At 45.1% G+C, this 18,723-nt stretch carries 10 protein-coding genes; all 10 read right to left on the reverse strand.

Annotation, left to right across the window (positions count from 1 at the left end; genetic code table 11):
- Window positions 1-105: 105 nt before the first annotated feature.
- Window positions 106-1,263, reverse strand: coding sequence for a FecR domain-containing protein (locus ABDD94_RS17160; RefSeq protein WP_352432874.1), 1,158 nt, complete (start codon window positions 1,261-1,263; stop codon window positions 106-108).
- A 192-nt stretch (window positions 1,264-1,455) separates the two neighbouring features.
- A complete protein-coding gene (locus tag ABDD94_RS17165; protein WP_345955991.1) occupies window positions 1,456-2,055 on the reverse strand; it encodes a sigma-70 family RNA polymerase sigma factor in 600 nt (199 codons plus the stop codon).
- A 466-nt stretch (window positions 2,056-2,521) separates the two neighbouring features.
- Window positions 2,522-4,816, reverse strand: a complete 2,295-nt coding sequence (locus ABDD94_RS17170; protein WP_345953274.1) for a glycoside hydrolase family 3 N-terminal domain-containing protein — start codon at window positions 4,814-4,816, stop codon at window positions 2,522-2,524.
- A complete protein-coding gene (locus ABDD94_RS17175) occupies window positions 4,794-6,005 on the reverse strand; it encodes an endo-1,4-beta-xylanase (RefSeq protein WP_345953275.1) in 1,212 nt (403 codons plus the stop codon). Before ABDD94_RS17175 ends, ABDD94_RS17170 begins: the two co-directional genes overlap by 23 nt.
- 37 nt (window positions 6,006-6,042) lie before the next feature.
- A complete protein-coding gene (locus tag ABDD94_RS17180; RefSeq protein WP_345953276.1) occupies window positions 6,043-7,122 on the reverse strand; it encodes an endo-1,4-beta-xylanase in 1,080 nt (359 codons plus the stop codon).
- Between the two features lie 10 nt (window positions 7,123-7,132).
- Window positions 7,133-8,959 (reverse strand): glycoside hydrolase family 2 TIM barrel-domain containing protein, encoded by a 1,827-nt coding sequence (locus tag ABDD94_RS17185; protein WP_345953277.1) that lies wholly within the window; start codon window positions 8,957-8,959, stop codon window positions 7,133-7,135.
- A 52-nt stretch (window positions 8,960-9,011) separates the two neighbouring features.
- Complete coding sequence (locus tag ABDD94_RS17190) at window positions 9,012-10,757, reverse strand: RagB/SusD family nutrient uptake outer membrane protein (RefSeq protein WP_345953278.1); 1,746 nt, start codon at window positions 10,755-10,757, stop codon at window positions 9,012-9,014.
- A gap of 10 nt (window positions 10,758-10,767) precedes the next feature.
- Window positions 10,768-13,821, reverse strand: a complete 3,054-nt coding sequence (locus tag ABDD94_RS17195) for a TonB-dependent receptor (RefSeq protein WP_345953279.1) — start codon at window positions 13,819-13,821, stop codon at window positions 10,768-10,770.
- A 45-nt stretch (window positions 13,822-13,866) separates the two neighbouring features.
- Window positions 13,867-15,552, reverse strand: coding sequence for a RagB/SusD family nutrient uptake outer membrane protein (locus ABDD94_RS17200; RefSeq protein ID WP_345953280.1), 1,686 nt, complete (start codon window positions 15,550-15,552; stop codon window positions 13,867-13,869).
- 7 nt (window positions 15,553-15,559) lie between these two features.
- On the reverse strand, window positions 15,560-18,715 hold the full coding sequence (locus ABDD94_RS17205) for a TonB-dependent receptor (protein WP_345953281.1): 3,156 nt from the start codon (window positions 18,713-18,715) through the stop codon (window positions 15,560-15,562).
- Window positions 18,716-18,723 lie beyond the last annotated feature (8 nt).

Here is an 18,723-nt window from a genome sequence, read left to right on the forward strand (position 1 = left end):
GACATTTATGGCCCTTTCCGACTGCAACCGGGGAGGGTTTTTTATCTGGAATTGTAATTGCATACTCTTCTAAGTAGCTGGTTTCATCAATTAATCGGGGGAGTTTTAATGTTTACGAATAGTTTTTACAATTATCTTATTGCCTGAAATTTCAAACCTTACACCTCCTGTAAGCTCCAGAACATGTAGTACTTTAGACACATTGCTGTTACGTGGTATTACACCGGTAAAGCTCATTTGCGGCTTGGCACCTGCATATTCAATTTCCAAATCATACCATCGCTCAATCTGTTTCATAACGTCATCAATGGTATGGTTATCAAATAAGAACAGGCCGTTTTTCCATGCTATCACATCTTCTGCATCAATCTCTTTTATTTGAAGCTGGTCTACCCCTGCCTGAAACAATGCCTGCTGACCCGGTTTTAAAATTTGCTGATGCGATAAATGGGCAACTTGTACAGCGCCTTCGAGCAAGGTAGTTTCCTTAACCTTATCGTCTGGGTAAGCCATCACATTAAAGTGAGTTCCTAATACCTTTACCTCGGCATCGGCTGTTTGTACTATAAAGGGCTTTGTCTTATCCTTGGCAACTTCAAAATACGCTTCACCACTTAATGTAACCTTACGGGTTTTATCTGCAAATGCAACCGGGTAGGTAATAGATGAAGCAGCATTTAGCCACACATTAGAGCCGTCGGGTAACACCAGGTGGTACTGCCCGGCCCGAGGAGTAGCTAATGTATTATAGGGCACATCGCTGTTTTGTACAGCCGCCACCTGTTTATCATTTGCGGCTTCATAAACCAGCAGGCCGTCACCAGCCTTATCAATGGCAATTCCGTTCTCTTTCCTTATAATTCCCTTGCCTGCATTATCCAAAGTTATTTGCGAGCCATTAGCTAATGTTAGTACGGCTTTATTGCCACCTGCCTTAACATCTTTTTTAGCTGCAACCTGTTGATGCTGTTGTTGTGGCCGCTGCAGTGTCCATAAACCGTAACTGGTTATTAACAACAGCATAGCGGCAACCATATACTTTATCCATGTGTTAGTCTGTACAGGTTTCGCTGGCTTACCGCCGGTTATGTTAGTGTAAACATTATCCCAGTCCACCTGATGCACGTCTGCATTGATCTCGCTGGATTTATAAGTTTCATCCATAAAAGCCAACAAGTCGTCTTTGCTTTCACCTTGCTTGATAATGGCAAACAGCTCACGAAGTTCTTCCTGCGTACATGTTTTATCGGTGTACCTTTTCAAAAGGTAATTATGGCGTTCTTTATCCACAGACATATTTCTTAAGCAGACAGTACATAGCCTGGCTGTTTAATAGTATAGACTGTTAAAACTCAATATAGGACCGGAAATATTTTATAATTGTTAAGAAAAGTGAAAGAGGAGATGAACAAGACCTGATAAGTTTGCTATCAGCTACAAGTAAAAGCTGGAAAATTAGGGTCTGCTGCCGGTAATTACCATAAGCAACAGGCTTACTATTACCGAATTTTGAGTTAAATAACACCTAATATGTTTTAGCACCTCAACTATAATATTTTTTACCCTGCTTTTAGATAAGCCGGTTGCTGCGGCAATCTCTTCATGGCTCATATGATCCGATCGGCTCATATTAAAAACTGCCTGCTTTTGATCTGATAGCTGAGAAAGTGCAGAGTTGATCAATAGCCCACACTCTCTTGCTAATAAAGAATCTTCGGTTGTATTAGCCTCCTGTTGCATGTTGCTCCATGCCAGCGTAATTGATTGCTCGTTTCGGGCTATTCGGGAAAGATAATCGTAAGTTTTGTTGCGTGCTATAGTATATACATAGTTGCGCGGCTGTTCAATTAGCGTAAGACCCGCCCTATTCTTCCATAAAACCATGAATGTTTCCTGCACAATCTCTTCTGCATCTGCTGCTGAGTGCACAAACTTGCTTACAAAAGTGAAAATTTTGTTCTTGTATGCATCGTACAATAACTTAAAGGCTGCTTCATCGCCAGTTGATAAGCGATAAAGAAGCAACTTTTCATTTTGAACGTCATAAGCTGGCATAACTTTCACAGAATAACACTTAAACTCACATTTACGACCGTAATTTAAATAAAAACATGTTATTAAGAGTAATTCCCCAATAAATTGATGCATTATTATGAAATTTAAAACATTTTGATGCAATTCCTTTTACATAACGTCAACATAAATGCATTTTAAATAAAATTATCTTTAAAAATAATAAATCTTAAAATGCCAGGAAGCACCTGCTAACTCAAATAGTTTAACGGTCAGATAGCTGCCCATAACAGAGATTCTTAGTATGGCTATAGTAAATACAACTTAATGTAAAAGCTAAAGCCGTTACCTAAAAGGAACGGCTTTAGCTTTTAATGTAAATACTTTAATAAGTCCTGCCTCTGATTAAACGGATTTATTTCTATCCTTACAAACTTAGGTAATGATAAAATAACCGGGTAGAAGCTAACAGGCACTGCTATGCCTGAATGTGATTTCAGCGTTCGATTTACTGAAGCTCGAATTCGGCGTTTAGCTTAATATCATCAGATGCGCTACCAATCATAATTTTAAACCTTCCGGGTTCGGCCACCCACTGCAGCTTTCTGTTGTAGAAACAAAGCTTATCGTAAGTAATTTGAAACTTGATGATCTTGGATTCTCCGGGCTTTAATGATACTTTCTGAAAATCTTTAAGCTCTTTAACCGGGCGGGCCAAGGAAGCTACCGGGTCCTGAAGATATAATTGTACTACCTCCTCGCCGGCGTACTTACCTGTATTGGTCAGCTTAAAGCTAACACCTACCATTTCATTTCTTTTTACTGCTTTTTTGCCCAGCTTTAAATCGGTATATGCAAATGTAGTATAGCTCAATCCATGCCCAAAAGCGTACTGCGGCGTGTTGGGCACATCAATGTAAGCTGATTTATACTTAATGTCTTTAGGACTTTTGATGGGGCGGCCTGTGGTGTAACTGGCATAACTTAAAGGTATCTGCCCTACTGCCCGCGGAAAGGTTGCCGGTAGTTTGCCCGACGGATTATAATCGCCAAAAAGCACATTGGCTATAGCATTCCCACCTTCGGCACCTGGCCACCATGCATATAGTATAGCCTTGGCTTTTTCAGCAATCTGGTTAAAGATCATGGGGCGGCCAGCCATTAGTACAACTACAACCGGTTTACCTGTAGCGCTGATGGCGTTAAATAATGCTTCCTGCCGGCCAGGTAAGCGAATATCAGCCCTTGATTTAGACTCACCGCTCATATCCCAAGATTCGCCGAGCGCCATTACCACAATGTCAGCTTTTCGAGCGGTAGCTACAGCATCGTCAAAGTTGCCGCCTAGATTACCCATAACATCTGTACCCTCAGCACAAATTAAGTTTATACTATCGTTTACTTTATTTTTTAAACCTTCGTACAAACTAGTAACCAGTGTAGTGTCTGACTGCGGTATCCAGCTGCCCTCCAAATCGCGCTTTGATTTAACGAGCGGACCGATTAAGGCAATGGTTTTTATTGTTTTGGAAAGAGGTAATAAATGGTTTTCATTTTTAAGTAACACCATAGATTTTTGAGCTACATCACGCGCAATGAGCTTGTGCTGAGGATCATTCAACACCAGCTTTTCACGGGTTTCGCTACTGAAACGGTAAGGGTCCTCAAATAAGCCCAGCTCAAACTTTTTATACAAAATGCGTCGTACCGCATCGTCGATGAGTTTTATATCTACTTTCTTGTTTTTTACAAGCTGCACTAAGCTGGTAATGTAGGCATGGCTTTCCATATCCATATCACTGCCAGCGGTTATAGCTTTAAGTGCCGCATCGGTATTGTTACTTGCATAACCCCACGAAACCATTTCGCCTATAGACCCCCAGTCGCTTACCACAAAGCCTTTGTAGCCCCATTTGCCTTTTAAAATATCACGTTGCAGATAGGTGTTTCCTGTGGCTGGTATGCCATTAAGCGTATTGAACGAGTTCATGAAGGTAGCCACCCCTGCATCTGCTGCCGCTTTAAACGGTGGCAGATAAGTTTCCCAAAGCATATTATCGCTCATATCAACTGCGTTATAATCACGTCCGGCTAAGGCTGCACCGTAAGCCGCAAAGTGTTTGGCACAGGCCATTACCGCATCTATACCACCCAACTTTTCACCCTGGAAGCCTTTCACCCGCGCTTTTGCAATCATTGAGCCGAGGTAAGTATCCTCACCCGCACCTTCCATTACACGGCCCCAGCGCGGATCACGGCCTACATCAACCATAGGTGCAAACGTCCAGTGCTGACCAACTGCAGCTGCTTCCTTGGCAGCAATATGAGCCGATTGCCTGATGGCATCCATATCCCATGAAGCCGCTTCGGCCAACGGGATAGGAAATATGGTTTTATACCCATGTATAACATCAAGGCTAAACAACAACGGAATTTTAAGGCGCGACTGCATAGCTACCGCCTGTATTTCGCGCGTGTCCTTAGCACCTTTTACGTTAAGCATAGAACCTACCAGCCCACTTTTGATATCATTAAGCTGGTTGGTTTTACGCTCACTTACCGGACCGGTTACCTCTTTACCTGAGTACTGGTTTAGCTGGCCTACCTTTTCCTCCAGCGTCATTAACCGTAGTAAGGAATCCACACGCTGGTTAATCGTTTTCTTTTGTGCGCTTGCCGTTGCCGCCCATATGCCAAGTATGAGCAGCGTGCCAAGGAGTTTTCTGTAACTAAACATGTTGTAGGAATAATCATCGTCTTTGAGTTCTCGCCAGAGCCCATCAGGGCCGTATCTGCAAGCCATCAAAGAAGTAATAAAAGTTTGTTTTTCTTAAGTAATTTAAATCATACAAACAGGCTCTGGCATCATCACCCCAAGCCGAATCAGCATCACCTACATTCCACAGTGTAATACCCCATCGCTGGTTAACCGGTACTATACGGGTATATATCTCAACTACATCCTTGTAAAGCTGCTTTTGCTGCAACTCACGAGTGGTTATTGTTGAAGCTGATAATACGGTATTGGCATCTTGCTCGGCTGCCGAACGCAGGTTTACATCCAGCTCAGCTATGAATACTTTTAAGCCTGTTTGTTTCATTTTTAAAATGGCAGCCTCTACGTTTTCCTTAGGTGTATTGTAACGTATATGCATCTGCATGGCTACGCCATCAATAATGGGCAGGCCACCTTCGGTTATGGCTTTTAAGGCCATTACTTTGTTATAGATCGCGTTGCGTTTGCTCACACTATAATCATGACCATAGTCGTTATAAAAGAGCTTCAGATCGGGGTTGTTATTGGCGTTAGCTGCTTGCCTCGCGTACCTGAAAGCTGTTTCAATATATGATTCGCCCATGTAGTTCATCCAAATGCTGCCTTCGGCAGTGTTGCCGGTACGCAGTGCGCCTGCATCATCATAAGCCTCATTCACCACGTCCCATGATTTTACCAACGGCTGGCCATTCACATCTTTAAAGTTGTTGGTGTAGTAAGCTATGGTTTTGTCAATATGCCGCTTCATCATATTCCGTAGCGTATCTGCCTTTTGCGCGTTTGATGCACTGGCCGTACGAATATCCGTAACATGCTGCGGCAATGCCCGGTGCCATACCAAAACGTGCCCATGAATACGTGCAAAATGAAAATCCTTGGCAAACTGAGGAATAGTGCTTTTAGCGGTAAAGTTCCAGACATACTTTGATGTGTTTAAAGCATTCATCTTCATGTCGTTCTCAGCGGTAAGGCAGCTGTACTGCTTTTTAACCATTTCACGATAAGCAGAGCCCACCTCTGCCAGCAACGAAGAGTTAACTGCTGCACCAACCAGCACGTTGGGGTTAGCCTCTTTTAAAATCTTTTCAGAATCAGCGAAGGCATGGTAATTACCGGTTTCAATCAGGTCCTTCGAAAGCCCTGTGTTTGCCGCTTCTTTCTTGCAGGCGCCCATCGCCATGCAAGCAGCAATTAAGGTTAATGTTACATTTCTCATAATATAGATTTATTGGTTTCATATGGTTAGCAGCTGTTTATTTTACGCCATCTAAAATGCCTTGGTAGGCAGGTTTTCGGTTGTAATTGTTATCAAAAGGCAGTGGCCAGTCGGGTCGGTTATAGTTACCGGTTATCCAGGTGTCGGCGTCTGACACGTTCCAGGTAGTAATGCCAAATTGCTGTGTCTTAGGTATGGCATTGTATGCTTTTACAATGTATGCGTACTTTTGTGCCTGCGTTTGAGCCAAAGCCGGAGTTAAGGTGAGGCTCTGATTGTCATCCGGGTTCATGGCAATGTCCAATTCAGATATATGAACTTTTAAGCCGGTTTGCGCCGCAGTGGTTATGGCAGTTAGCCAGTTGCTTTCGGTCAGGTTATAACGCGTATGCATTTGCATACCTATACCATTGATAGGAATACCTCTTGTTTTTAAATTATTAACCAGGTTCAAGATAGCGGTACGCTTGGTTGGGCCATATTCATGACCGTAATCATTATAAAACAACAAGGCGTCAGGGTCGGCCTCGTGTGCGTATTGAAAGCTGCGGGCTATGTAATCAGGCCCCAGCTTTTGCAGCCAGATACTGTTGCGCAAAGTACCGTCATCTTCAAAAGCTTCATTAACTACATCCCACGAGGCTACTTTACCTTTAAAGTGCGTTACTATGGTTTGAATATGTGTTTTAAGCAAGTTCTCCCAAGCAGCGGCATCACCCTGAAAATTGGTGATCCATGCCGGCAAAGATTTGTACCACACCAGGGTATGACCGTGTATACGCTTGTTGTTCTGTTTGGCAAAGTCAACCAGGTAGTCGGCATCGGTCCAGTCATACGTGTTTTGCTGTGGGTGCAAACTGCCGGTTTTCATGGCATTTTCGGCCGTTAAGCTGCTGTATTCTTTTACAACAGTGGCCCTATACGCCGTATTGGTTTTTAGCAACCCGATGTTTACCGCCGCACCAAACGGAAACGGCAAGCTGTTTTGCAAGGTTGTATTATCCGGAACCACTGGTACGACAGGTGCCGCAGGATTTGGATCGGTGGTTACGCCGCGCTTTGAACAAGCCAGCACCATAGAACAGGATAGCATGGCTAACAGAAGAAGCTTTTTCATAAAGTTGATGTTATTTATACTTCAGTTGTACCTGATCATAAAAATTTTTGAGCACGTAGAAAGCAAGTTTCTTTTTGCCCGTTTCAGACACCAGTCCCTTACGGTTCCAAAAATTCTGATAAACCGGGTGCTGGCGGCGTGGTGAACGAAAATCGGCCAGTATCCAGGGCGTCATACCACGCAAGGCGGTAATTTTGCCCAGCATGGCTATCTGGTTCTTATATAATGCTTCCTGGTATTCCTCGCTCCAGCGGGTATTAGCATCAGCATGGTAACCGGCCAGGGCATCGCCGCCAAACTCGGTTATCACTACCGGCTTGTTGTATTTAATGTTGAAGTTGTACTTGGTAATGCCTGATGGATCTCCACCCCAGTACCAGCCTGCATACTCGTTAAAGCTTACCAGGTCCAGTTTTTCGCCAAGCGGATCATCAACAATAGCCTCATTTCCTTTGCGGTGCACTTCTAAGGCGGCAGCAACTAAACGGGTATTATCCAAGCTGCGGGCTTTACTGGCCAGGCTGCTCATAAATTTAAGCCGTGGTTCGCTTACGGGTGTTTCGTTACCTATTGACCATACAACAATGCTGGCCCTGTTGGCATCGCGGGTTATTAATCCGGTAAGCTGATTTTCTGCATTTTGGTAAGTAGCAGCGTTTTCCCATGAGATAGTCCAGTATACCGGCACTTCGGCCCAAACCATTAAGCCCATCTCGTCGGCCAGGCGCAGCATTTCTTCGTTGTGCTGGTAGTGCGCCAGGCGAACATAGTTACAGTTCATCTCTTTAGCCCAAGTAAGCAGCATTTTTAAATCACCGGTTGAACGGTTACGGCCCTTTAATAACGGGTTCTCATCGTGTATTGAAATACCTCTTAAAAAAACCGACTTACCATTCAACAATATATCTGTACCCTTTACCTGTATGGTGCGGAAACCTATACGGTCGGCCACGTTATCGCTTGCACTGCTTAAAGTAACATTGTAAAGCTTAGGGTTTTCGGGCGACCAGTAGCTTAATTTCTTAACCGGCAGATTAATTAAAGCACGCCCATTACCATCAGTTTTAAGCTTAATTTTTACGCCCGCTTCGGGTATGTTCAATGTCACTGTTTGCGAGAGGTCTTTACCATCTAACTGCACATAACCTTCCAAGTGCGCAGCATCGCCTTTGGCTAACTGCACTTTGTAGTCGGCTATGTAAGTATCAGGCACTTCGGCTATAAATACATCGCGGGTTATGCCGCCATAGTTCCACCAGTCGGTATTAATGGTGGGTATTTCGTCCTGCTTACGGCTGTTATCTGCTTTAACTACCACAAAGTTTTCACCATCCTTCAACTTACCTGTAACATCAAACTGAAACGAGTTAAAACCGCCTTTATGTGTGCCCAGCTTTTTACCGTTCAGGTAAACATGCGACTCGTAATTTACGGCGCCGAAGTACAAGATATAGCGTTTACCCGCTTTAACATCGGCCTTAAACTTACGGCGGTACCAAACCGTTCCCTCGTACATTTCGAGCTTTTCAACTTGTGAGTTCCAGTCACCCGGCACATTTAAGGTTGGCGAGTAGTCAAAATCATACTCAATCAATTCGCCTTTGTCCTTTGGCTTCTTATCATCATAAAAACCACCGGTACCTGATGCCGACTGATCGAAAGCCTCATGCCGGTAATCATAATAGCCGTTTTCGTAAGGGTCAACAATATAATTCCATCGGCCGTTAAGGCTCAATATCTTACGTGCCTGAATGTTTTGAATGAGTGCTGTTTGAGCAACAGCGCCTTTAATACTTAATAACAGAATGGTAAAAAGTATGTAGTGTAGTTTTCGCATACTGGTTTTGTGTTGCCAGCAACCATAATGTTGCCGGCGGGGTAGATGTTTGTTAATAGCCTAGGTTTTGCCCTAAAGCAGGCGCCCGGTTTAGTTCGTTCTGGGAAATGGGATATAGATAGTTTTGATCTCCGAATACACGGTTTTGTACTTGGAAGCGCTCATAATTAAAGGTACCGTTAGCATTTTTTGTAATGCGCATACCATTTACAGGCACGTTAAAGAAACGGGCACCTTCTTTCCAGCGCCGTACATCAAAAAAGCGATGGCCTTCAAAACAAAGTTCTACCTGGCGTTCATGATGTATACGCTCGCGCATGGCCTCTTTAGTAGGCTGTACGTAAGCATTCCCTGTCGGGTTGGTAGTTTGCAGGGCTGGCAAAGCTACGCCTGTACGCTGCCTAACTAAATTTACGTATCTTAACACCTCGGCGTTAGGACCTTGCACCTCATTAAGCGCCTCTGCATAATTGAGTAATATTTCGGCGTAACGGAAAATTACCCATGGCCGGCGCGAACTGGTATTGCTTTGCTGGTTCCAGGTAACCCCATCGTTAAAAAACTTACGCATGTAATAACCTGTTTTTGTAGCATTCACATTAGCCCCTAGTCCATCACGACCACCCACAAATGTTTCGATAGCGCGGCTTTTATAAGTTTTGCCATTGTAATGAATAACCAGATCGAAGCGGGGATCGCGGTTGGCGTAAGGGTTGGTAGCGCTATAACCCGAAAGCGGATCGGTAACAAGGCGACCGGTGGTACGCATTTCGAAAGCATCTACCATTTCCTGTGTAGGATTGGTTCTGCCCAGCGCACCATCATAACCAACGGGCGCATTGTTCTGCTCTATATCGTTACGGCTGCTGGGTTGCCCGGAAAAGATCACCTCCTTATTATATGGCGCTGTGCCGAACAGGAATATGTTGTTGTAAGGCGTAATTAAAGAGTGTAAATTACGGTCGATGATAGCCTTAGCAGCGTTGGCGGCGGTTTGCCACTTCGCAACATCGGCCGATGGATTATACTGAGGGCTGGCAGCGTATAACAGCAAACGCGATTTTAGCGCCATAGCTGCAGTCTGTGTGGCCCTGCCTTTGTAAGTATTACTGTAGGAATCGGTATAAGCAGGCAGGCGCTGAATTGCCGAGTCGCAATCGAGCGTTATCTGGCTTACACACTCAGCAAAGGTATTGCGGGGCAGGTTAAGCTCTTCGTTATTCTCAAAAACGCGGGTAGCCAACACAATACGGCCATAACGTTGCAACAGCTCAAAATGAAAGTAGGCACGCAGAAAAAATGCCTCGCCTTTCAATCTCGCTTTTTGGCCTGTTAAGGTCGAATCATAAGCGGCCTTTACCGGATCCGGGTCTTTCACCACTTCAGAAGGTACGCTAACAATGTTACTGGCATTTACATTAGCCAGGAATAGGTTGGCCCGTCTTAAGCCGGTATACAGGTTACTGTACAGATCATCAACCGTGCGAAACGGGCTCCAAGTGCCGTTGGTAAAGGTGTAGACACTTGAGTTCAGGTTGGAGTTAACTGCCTCATCGGTGGCCGATGCCTGCATAGCACCGTTATCGTCAATGTCATAACGATCGGGAACATTGGTGTAGGCGCTGTTTAACACACCGCGGGCATAATCATTATTTGCCCAAACCTGCTGGCCGGTTATAGGGCCTTCGGTAACACTACCATCGTCCAGATACTTTTTGCAACCTGTGCCCAACGCTGTAAGCAGCATGATAGCTATGTAAAAGGTGTATTTTTTACTTTTCATCTCATTCAACATCATAGGTTCACAATTAAAATTTCACGTTTATACCAACAGAGTAGGTCCTGAGGTTGGGATAGGCAAATGCATAGCCCGATTGTGGCATCTCCGGGTCTACACCCAAACCATCGAGCTTATCAAACGTAAGCAGGTTAAAGCCACTCAGGTAGACGCGCAATGATGAGAGCTTTATCTTATTAACCCAACGGGCGGGTAAGGTATAGCCGATTTCGGCATGCTTGAGGCGCAGGTAATCGCCATTGCGCAGCCAGAAGTCAGAGTTTTGCGTGTTGTTAGCGCGGTCGGCCACCAGCAGGCGCGGGTAAAGCGCAGCGTCAGCGTTGGCGGGTGTCCAGCGGTTAACGCTAAACTGGTTAAGGTAACCATTACTTGCAGTGCCGCTGTTTACCAGGTTATTAATAGAAATTGTTCGGCCTGCTGTTCCCTGAAACATCACAGCCACATCAACACCTGCATACTTCACCGAGCCACCAAAACCATAGTAAGCCTTGGGCACATAATTGTAATCGGTACGCACAAAGTCTAAATTATCAATAACGTTATCGCCGTTAATATCTTTGTACTTGATATCGCCAGCTTTAACTGTACCGGCAAAACGCTGTACGGGTGAAGCAGCAACCTCGGCATCGCTTTGGAAAACACCGTCGGCCTGTAAAAAGTTGCTAATGTAGGTAGGGCCGCTTGAACTTACCTGCATTACACTGCCAATAGTATGGCCTAACGGTTTCTGGTAAGCGGGTAAACCAGCCTCTTCATTAATAGCCAGAACTTTGCTTTTTTGATAAGTATAGTTACCAAATAGGTTCAGCTCAACTTTATTCAGTTTTTTATAAAAGCTCAGTTCTGTTTCAACACCGCGATAGCGTGCCTTGCCGGCATTAACCTGTATTAAGTTCTGGCCTATAATACTTGGTGTGAGCGAATTGGTCAACAAGTCCGAACGCAGTTCCTGAAAATAATCAGCGCTTAGGCTAAACATCTGGTTCAGGAATTTGGCATCAAAGCCTATGCTGGTTTTGCGGGCTCTTTCCCAGGTAAGATCAGGATTGGCCAATGCATTTTGGGTTGTTGCGTTTGGTGCAGAAAAGCCGGTACCAAATATAAAGCCGGTTTGCCCGCGGCTAAAGTAGTTGTTATAAGCGTACCGACGGCCCAGGCTATAGTCATCGTTACCTACTATGCCGTATGATGCGCGCAGTTTTAGGTAGTTTAAAAACTTCGCCGACTTTAAGAAGCTTTCCTCCGAGACAATCCATCCGGCAGACACGGCTGGAAAAAAGCCCCATTGCTTACCCGGCGCAAACACTTGCGAACCTGAATAGGTACCAATTACATCCACGAAGTAACGTTGGTTGTAGTTATAAGAAAGCCGGTTAGACCAACCCTCTGCCTTGTCATCAAGTGAACCAGGGGCCGATATAACAGTACGCATATAGCGTGTAGTAAAATTGATGCCGTGACTGCCAAACGTCTTATCATAATCAAAACCGCCCCAAAACTCGTTACTGCGCAGGTTGCTGTTAAAATCGGTATTGGCAAAAGTTAATGGGGTTGCTGTGCCATAAGCCGAGTAGCTACCCACGGTTGCACCCGGTTCATACACGGCAAAATCCTGCGCATAGCCCGAGGTATAATTGCTGCGTATGTCATATGAATACAATACATTTATAGAAAGGCCTGGTATAAAGTTTACCTTTTGGCGGGCGGTTAAGGTGGCCAACAGGCTTCGGGTTAAATCGGTGGCATTACCATCGGCTGTTAAAAGTGCCAGCGGGTTATTTCTGAACAATGAAGTACCACCAAATGAGCCATTTGGATTTAACAAAGGATAGGCATTTGCCGGTGTGGTATAAATAGCACCCAGTATAGTTGAGTTAGTAGCATCGGCATGGCGCAAGCTGTTAATACGGCCGCCTACGTCAACCTGCACATCCAGATTTTTGTTAACATGCAGATCCAGATTGGTACGAAAGTTATACCGTTGAAAATTGCTGTTAGCATTATACTCCGGGTTGTTGGCGCCTTTGTATAAGCCATCCTGGTTAAAATAGCTTATCATGGTAAAGTAACGTGCAAAGCTGTTACCACCGCTAACCGTGGCTACATAGCGCTGTACCGGTGCAGCTTTTTTAATAAACTGATCAACAAAGTTGTTGTTCGGATAGGCTATCGGATCTGTTCCATTACGGTAAGCATCTAATGCAGCCTGGTTATATACAGGAGCTGCTCCGCTGTTTGCCTGCGCCTCGTTGTATAAAGAAGCATAGGTATAAGCATCCAATGGCCTGGTAAGGCTTAACGGTGTTTGCATACCTCCCTGTGCATCAAACGTAATACGGGTGCGTGTAGCTGAACCACGTTTGGTACGTACCGATATAATGCCATTAGCACCATACATACCGTACCAGGAAAGCGATGCTGCGTCCTTGAACACACTGATGCTTTCAACTTCGTTCAAATCCATATCGGTAAAGTTGCGCTGCACACCATCAACCAATATAATTGGTTGCTGGTTGCTGTTATATGAGGAGCGCCCGCGTACCAGAAACGTTGCCTCATCAGCACCGGGCCCAACATCAGTTTGCTGTATATACAAGCCAGCAAGGCGGCCCACCAGTACGTTGTTTAAAGTTGATGAAGGCAACTGTGGTAACTGGCTTCCCTTAACAGCACTTACCGTACCTGTTAACTGCCGCTTTTTACGAATGCCGAATGGTATATATACATCGTCGGCATCGCCAGCATCTATCAATGCGGGCTGGAGCACCACGTTGGCGTTTGATAACTCCGGGGCTATTTTGGTTATAGTTATGTATCCTGCGTATTGAAACACAATAACGTCGGTAGCTGTACCTTGAAAGGAAAAGCCACCATCGGCACCGGTTTGAACCGATGCTCCCGATTCTTGCTTGTAAACGTTTACGCCGGCCAGTGGCTGCCTGTTAGCGCCCAGCACTTTACCCGAAATGGTAAGCTGCTCATCAGGCCTTTGGGCCAGTACCATACCTGCCCAAAGCAAACAGCACAGTACCGAAAGAATATATTTGTATTTGGTTAAGCTCATAATGAATTTAGGGTTAAGAGAAATATTTCCCGACTGTTAGTTACGCTACCACCCGGTATTTTGCACCAGTTTGCCCTTACTCTTGTATATCTCGGTGCGTGGTATGGGGTAGCGGTGCATATAATCCCTGAATACTTTTTGGTAGTTGGAACCTAAAAGCACCTTGCTGTAGGTAAAACTGCCGTTAGCATTTTTTATCACGTTCATTCCATAAACCGGCTGGGCCACAATCTCGGGGCCTTTTTTCCAGCGCATGATGTCATACCAGCGATGATCTTCAAAGGCTAGTTCAACGGCACGCTCATTACGGATACGTTCGCGCATTTGATCTTTAGTTAGGCCGAGGGGCAAGGGTGGCATGTTTACATCGCCTCGTGCCCTTATCTGGTTTATGGCATCATACACACTGGCATCCGGACCAACTGCTTCATTTTGTGCCTCGGCATAATTGAGCAATACCTCCGCATATCTAAAAAACAGAAAGTTCAGGTAAGTGGCACCTGCTACACGGTTAATGTAAACCTCGGGCCAGTATTTGCGGCAATAGTAGCGGGTAGCAGTATAAATTATGTTGTTGGCATTGTAATCTTTGCCGTAGGTTACGGTACCGTTAGCATTGTTTTGCGACCACATCTCTATTTTGCGAGACTGATAATTTTCATCGTTATAAATAACGTTCCAGGTTAAACGCGGATCGCGGTTAGCGTAAGGCCGCTGCTGGTCATATCCTGAGGTGGGATCTGCTATGGCCTTGCCATTGGTCATTTCATACAAATCCACATGGTTTTGGGTAGGGTTCATCTGCCCGTTGGCTCCGCCCGAACCTGGGGATTGTGCAAAGTCGATGATTTTACCGTCCGTATTAACACGGGTCGATCTAACCTTCATCATGATATACTCGGTTGATGAGGTTACATTTAAAATGTCTTTGTAGGTAGGTTGTAATGAGTAAGTGCCTAAATCCATAACCGCTTTAGCGGCTGCGGCAGCTTGTGCCCATTTAGATAAATCATTACTTTCATTATTCAAAGCGCTGGCCGCATACAACAGTACTCTTGCCTTCAGCGCTTTGGCAGCACCGATTGTAGCGCGGCCGTTCTCGGCAAGGGGCAAATCTTCTGCCCGAGGCAATTGTGTTTCGGCTTTCTCCAGATCGGCCATGATGAACTTTACACAATCATTGTAGCTTGCACGTGGCAGGTCAATATCTTCATTAACGCCATAAACGCGATCTATAATCGGCACACCGCCAAACCTTTTAATAAGTTCGAAATAAAAAAATGCCCGTAGAAAACGTGTTTCACCCTCTATACGTGCCGGGTTTTGAATGCTTGTCCAGGGCACGGTGGCCATTTTAGAAAGCATCATGTTGGTAATGGCAATCCCTTGGTACTCCCTGTCCCAAACGTTCACAATATCATTCAGCGAGGCTACCCTTTCTGAATGATCATGAAAAAGCCCTTGGTTCAGATAAAGCACTGAGCGGTCGAGGTTACCGGATACGGCCTCGTCTGAGGCCTGCGATGTGGTACCGCGGTGGTCGTCAAAGCGCACATAATCGTCCACCAGGTAAGCGTAGGCGCTAATGGCATATTGTGATGCCAGTACCGGATCTGTAAACACGGCATCTTCAGGTAGGGTTACACCCGGGGTGCGGTCTAAAAAGTCTTTACTGCATGAGGTGAGCAGTAAAGCGGTGCATATGATAGTGTATAATTTAAAAGCTTTCATAACAAGTTTAAAATTGGAGGTTAACACCAAAATTGTAGATGCGTGATGACGGGTAAAGCGATTGCTTAGAGAAGCTCGTGTTAGAAAGGTTCACATTCTCCGGATCTACATACATTTTAAATTTGGTCCAGGTGTGCAGGTTTTGACCGTTGGCAAATACCCTTATGGACGCTACTTTTAATGCCTTAACCCAGCGCGAAGGCAACATCCAGGCTAACTCAGCGTTACGAATTTTGAGGTAAGCCGCGTTTTGCAGCACAAAATCATTAAGCTGGTAGTTGGGGTACGTGCTCGAACGTGAGTGTATAGCAGGCCATGTTGCACTGGCCGCGGTTTGTGGCGTCCACCTGTCTAGCATGAATTCATACATCTGCTGGCCATTGTTTTGCTCAGACAAAAAAACATCCGAACTTACATTGGCTACCCCCTGAAACAGGATGGATAATGAGATATTATTCCATGATGCACGTGGTGTAAAACTGTAAGTATACTCGGGTATGCGCGAATAACCTATCGCTACGCGGTCATCCGTGTTAATTACATTGTCGCCATTAACGTCAACATATTTCAAATCGCCGGGGATGGATTTAGTTGTAAAACTTACTAAAGGCGAGTTGGCTATATCCTGTTCAGAGGTAAAGAATCCGTTGGTTTTATAACCAAAGAACTGGCCAACCCTTTTACCTTGCTGCTTTTGGTAGTCGGGCGCACCAATTGGCTCATCGGCATTGTCAATACGGTTGCGTGCAAATGATAGCTGGGTATTAATGCCCAATGTTAGCTTACCAATTTTGTGTTGATAGTCAACTTCGGCCTCGTAACCTTTATTGTATACTTCACCTACGTTAAGCGATGGGTATAAGTGCCCAAATGCTAATAAGCCCGAACGCCTGTCGGTTAAGATATCCGAACGCTTTTCGTCAAAGAAATCCACATTTACTTTCAAGCGATGATTAAAAAACTCACTCTCAAAACCGATGTTCCTTTTAATACCGGTCTCCCAGGTAATATCTGGGTTGCCTAACCCGTTAAGGGTTGAGGTATTTGGCAGATAAACTATTTGGTTGTTGGTTGGCGCAGTTACCTGGCCAAACTGTATACCGTTGGTGGTAATAGCGTAATTGGTAAGGAATAAGAAGCGCTGATCGAGTTGATCATTACCCACTTTACCGTAACTTCCTCTAATCTTCAAAAAGTCCAGCCATTCTACATTTTTCAGGAAGCTTTCTTTAGAGATAGTCCACCCGGCCGATATTGCCGGAAAGAAACCATACTGTTTTCCTTTGGCAAAGTTTTCAGAACCATTGTAACCAGCATCAGCTTCAAAGAAATATTTTTCGCGAAAGTTGTAGGTAATACGGCCTAATACGCCCTGAGCGGCACGTGGCGGTATGGTGTATTGTGTAGTGCCCTCACCTTTTATGAGCTGGCGGGTGCCTAACAATAACCCGCTTACGTTATGATCATTACCGAAACTGCGGTTGTAATTAAACCCTGTTTGGATATTGGTACGCAATGTACCGCCGCTTTCAGATATCAGTGTACTCAAAGGCTCATCGCGCGGCCTATCGCTCGATAGCGTTATTGCACCTGTTTGCCTATCGTAAGTATAGGCGGCCCAAACGGCATTACGGCGGGTGGCGCTGGTGTAATAGGAGTCGTAACCAAAATTGGTAGTAAAGGTTAGTCCTTTAGTTATGGCATCCAGTTTCCAGTTAAGGTTAAAGGTACTTTCAACCGTGTTATTATCATCGTTACGAGTACCCCAGCGGGTAATTACAGCCAGTGGATTCCAGATATTGGTACCCACTTCGGAGTTTTGCGCAATGCGACCATCGGGCAACATAACCGGATAGGCAAATGACGGCGTTTGTAAAATACGCGAAATCATACCTTCCAGGTTATCGTACGAGAAATTGCCCGATGAAGCGCGCAAACCCGCCGGCTGATAGCGGCGCTCCATACGTCCGCCAAGTTTAACGCTTACCGTTAAACTTTTGCTCAGGTTTATATCAACGTTGCTCCTGAAATTATAACGGTTATAATCGGGTTGTGAGTTGATGCCAAAAGGCGAATCGAACTTTTTGAAGATACCACCCTGATATAAATAGCCGGCAGAAACAGCGTATCTGATCACATTGGTACCGCCGCTAATGTTTACGTTATGCTGCGTTTGCGGGTAATATTTGCGCGTGAGGTAATCAAACCAGTTTACATCCGGATAACCTAAGGGATCTGAACCATCCTTAAACTTTTGCAGCTCAGTATCGGTCCAGCGTGGTGCAACGCCATCATTACGCATGCCCTCGTTCATGAGGTAAGCATTATCATAGGCGCTTAACGCCTTAGGAATACCGGTATAGCTTTGCAAACTGAAGTTACCGGTATAGCTTACTTTGGGTTTACCTATACGGCCCACCTTTGTGGTAACTACAATTACACCGTTGGCACCACGTATACCATAAATGGCCGTTGAAGCGGCATCTTTTAGTATACTGATGTTTTCAATCTCGTTAGGGTCAATGTCGCCAAAATTGGGGCGCTCAATACCATCAACCACCACAATAGCACCTGAGTTGTTGTAAGTGGACTGCCCGCGTACGTTAAGTACGGCACCATCTGCACCTGGCTGCCCGCTGCGCTGCACAGCGGTAACACCCGTTACCCGACCAACCAGGCTATTGGTAGTATTAGCTGTTGGCGACTGCAAAATTTCGCGCCCGCTAACGGTACTTACTGCCGCTGTTAATGATGATTTCTTTTGTTGCTGGTTAAAGCCCAACACTACCACCTCATTAAGACCGGTAGCATTATCGCCCATGGTAACATCAATTCGGGTTCTGCCTGCAATGGCAACTTCTTGTGTACCAAAGCCAATAAAACTGAATATCAGCGTAGCGTTGGCATTAGGCACCCTGATGCTATAGTTGCCGGTAGCCAGTGAAGTAGTACCCGATTGCGAATCTTTGATGCGCACGCTTACGCCGGGCAGCGCCTCGCCTTTTGAATCTTTTACGGTACCGGTTACCGTTATGGCCTGTTGAGCAAACGAGTTTAAACCTGAGCAAAGTACAATACCTGTTATTAGGATAGTTACTATTGCTTTGAGCTTGCTAAAAAAACTGTTCCCAACAGACGCTTTTACAGAGTAAAATTTGTCCATACAGTGGT

The sequence above is a fragment of the Mucilaginibacter sp. PAMB04168 genome (genome assembly GCF_039634365.2).
GTDB lineage: Bacteria > Bacteroidota > Bacteroidia > Sphingobacteriales > Sphingobacteriaceae > Mucilaginibacter.

Excerpts from the sequence above, each read along its gene's own strand:
- ABDD94_RS17165 (WP_345955991.1), bottom strand. The coding sequence starts at position 2,055 with ATGCCAGCTTATGACGTTCAAAATGAAAAGTTGCTTCTTTATCGCTTA.
- ABDD94_RS17170 (WP_345953274.1), bottom strand. The coding sequence starts at position 4,816 with ATGGCTTGCAGATACGGCCCTGATGGGCTCTGGCGAGAACTCAAAGAC.
- ABDD94_RS17175 (WP_345953275.1), bottom strand. The coding sequence starts at position 6,005 with ATGAGAAATGTAACATTAACCTTAATTGCTGCTTGCATGGCGATGGGC.
- ABDD94_RS17180 (WP_345953276.1), bottom strand. The coding sequence starts at position 7,122 with ATGAAAAAGCTTCTTCTGTTAGCCATGCTATCCTGTTCTATGGTGCTG.
- ABDD94_RS17185 (WP_345953277.1), bottom strand. The coding sequence starts at position 8,959 with ATGCGAAAACTACACTACATACTTTTTACCATTCTGTTATTAAGTATT.
- ABDD94_RS17190 (WP_345953278.1), bottom strand. The coding sequence starts at position 10,757 with ATGATGTTGAATGAGATGAAAAGTAAAAAATACACCTTTTACATAGCT.
- ABDD94_RS17195 (WP_345953279.1), bottom strand. The coding sequence starts at position 13,821 with ATGAGCTTAACCAAATACAAATATATTCTTTCGGTACTGTGCTGTTTG.
- ABDD94_RS17200 (WP_345953280.1), bottom strand. The coding sequence starts at position 15,552 with ATGAAAGCTTTTAAATTATACACTATCATATGCACCGCTTTACTGCTC.
- ABDD94_RS17205 (WP_345953281.1), bottom strand. The coding sequence starts at position 18,715 with ATGGACAAATTTTACTCTGTAAAAGCGTCTGTTGGGAACAGTTTTTTT.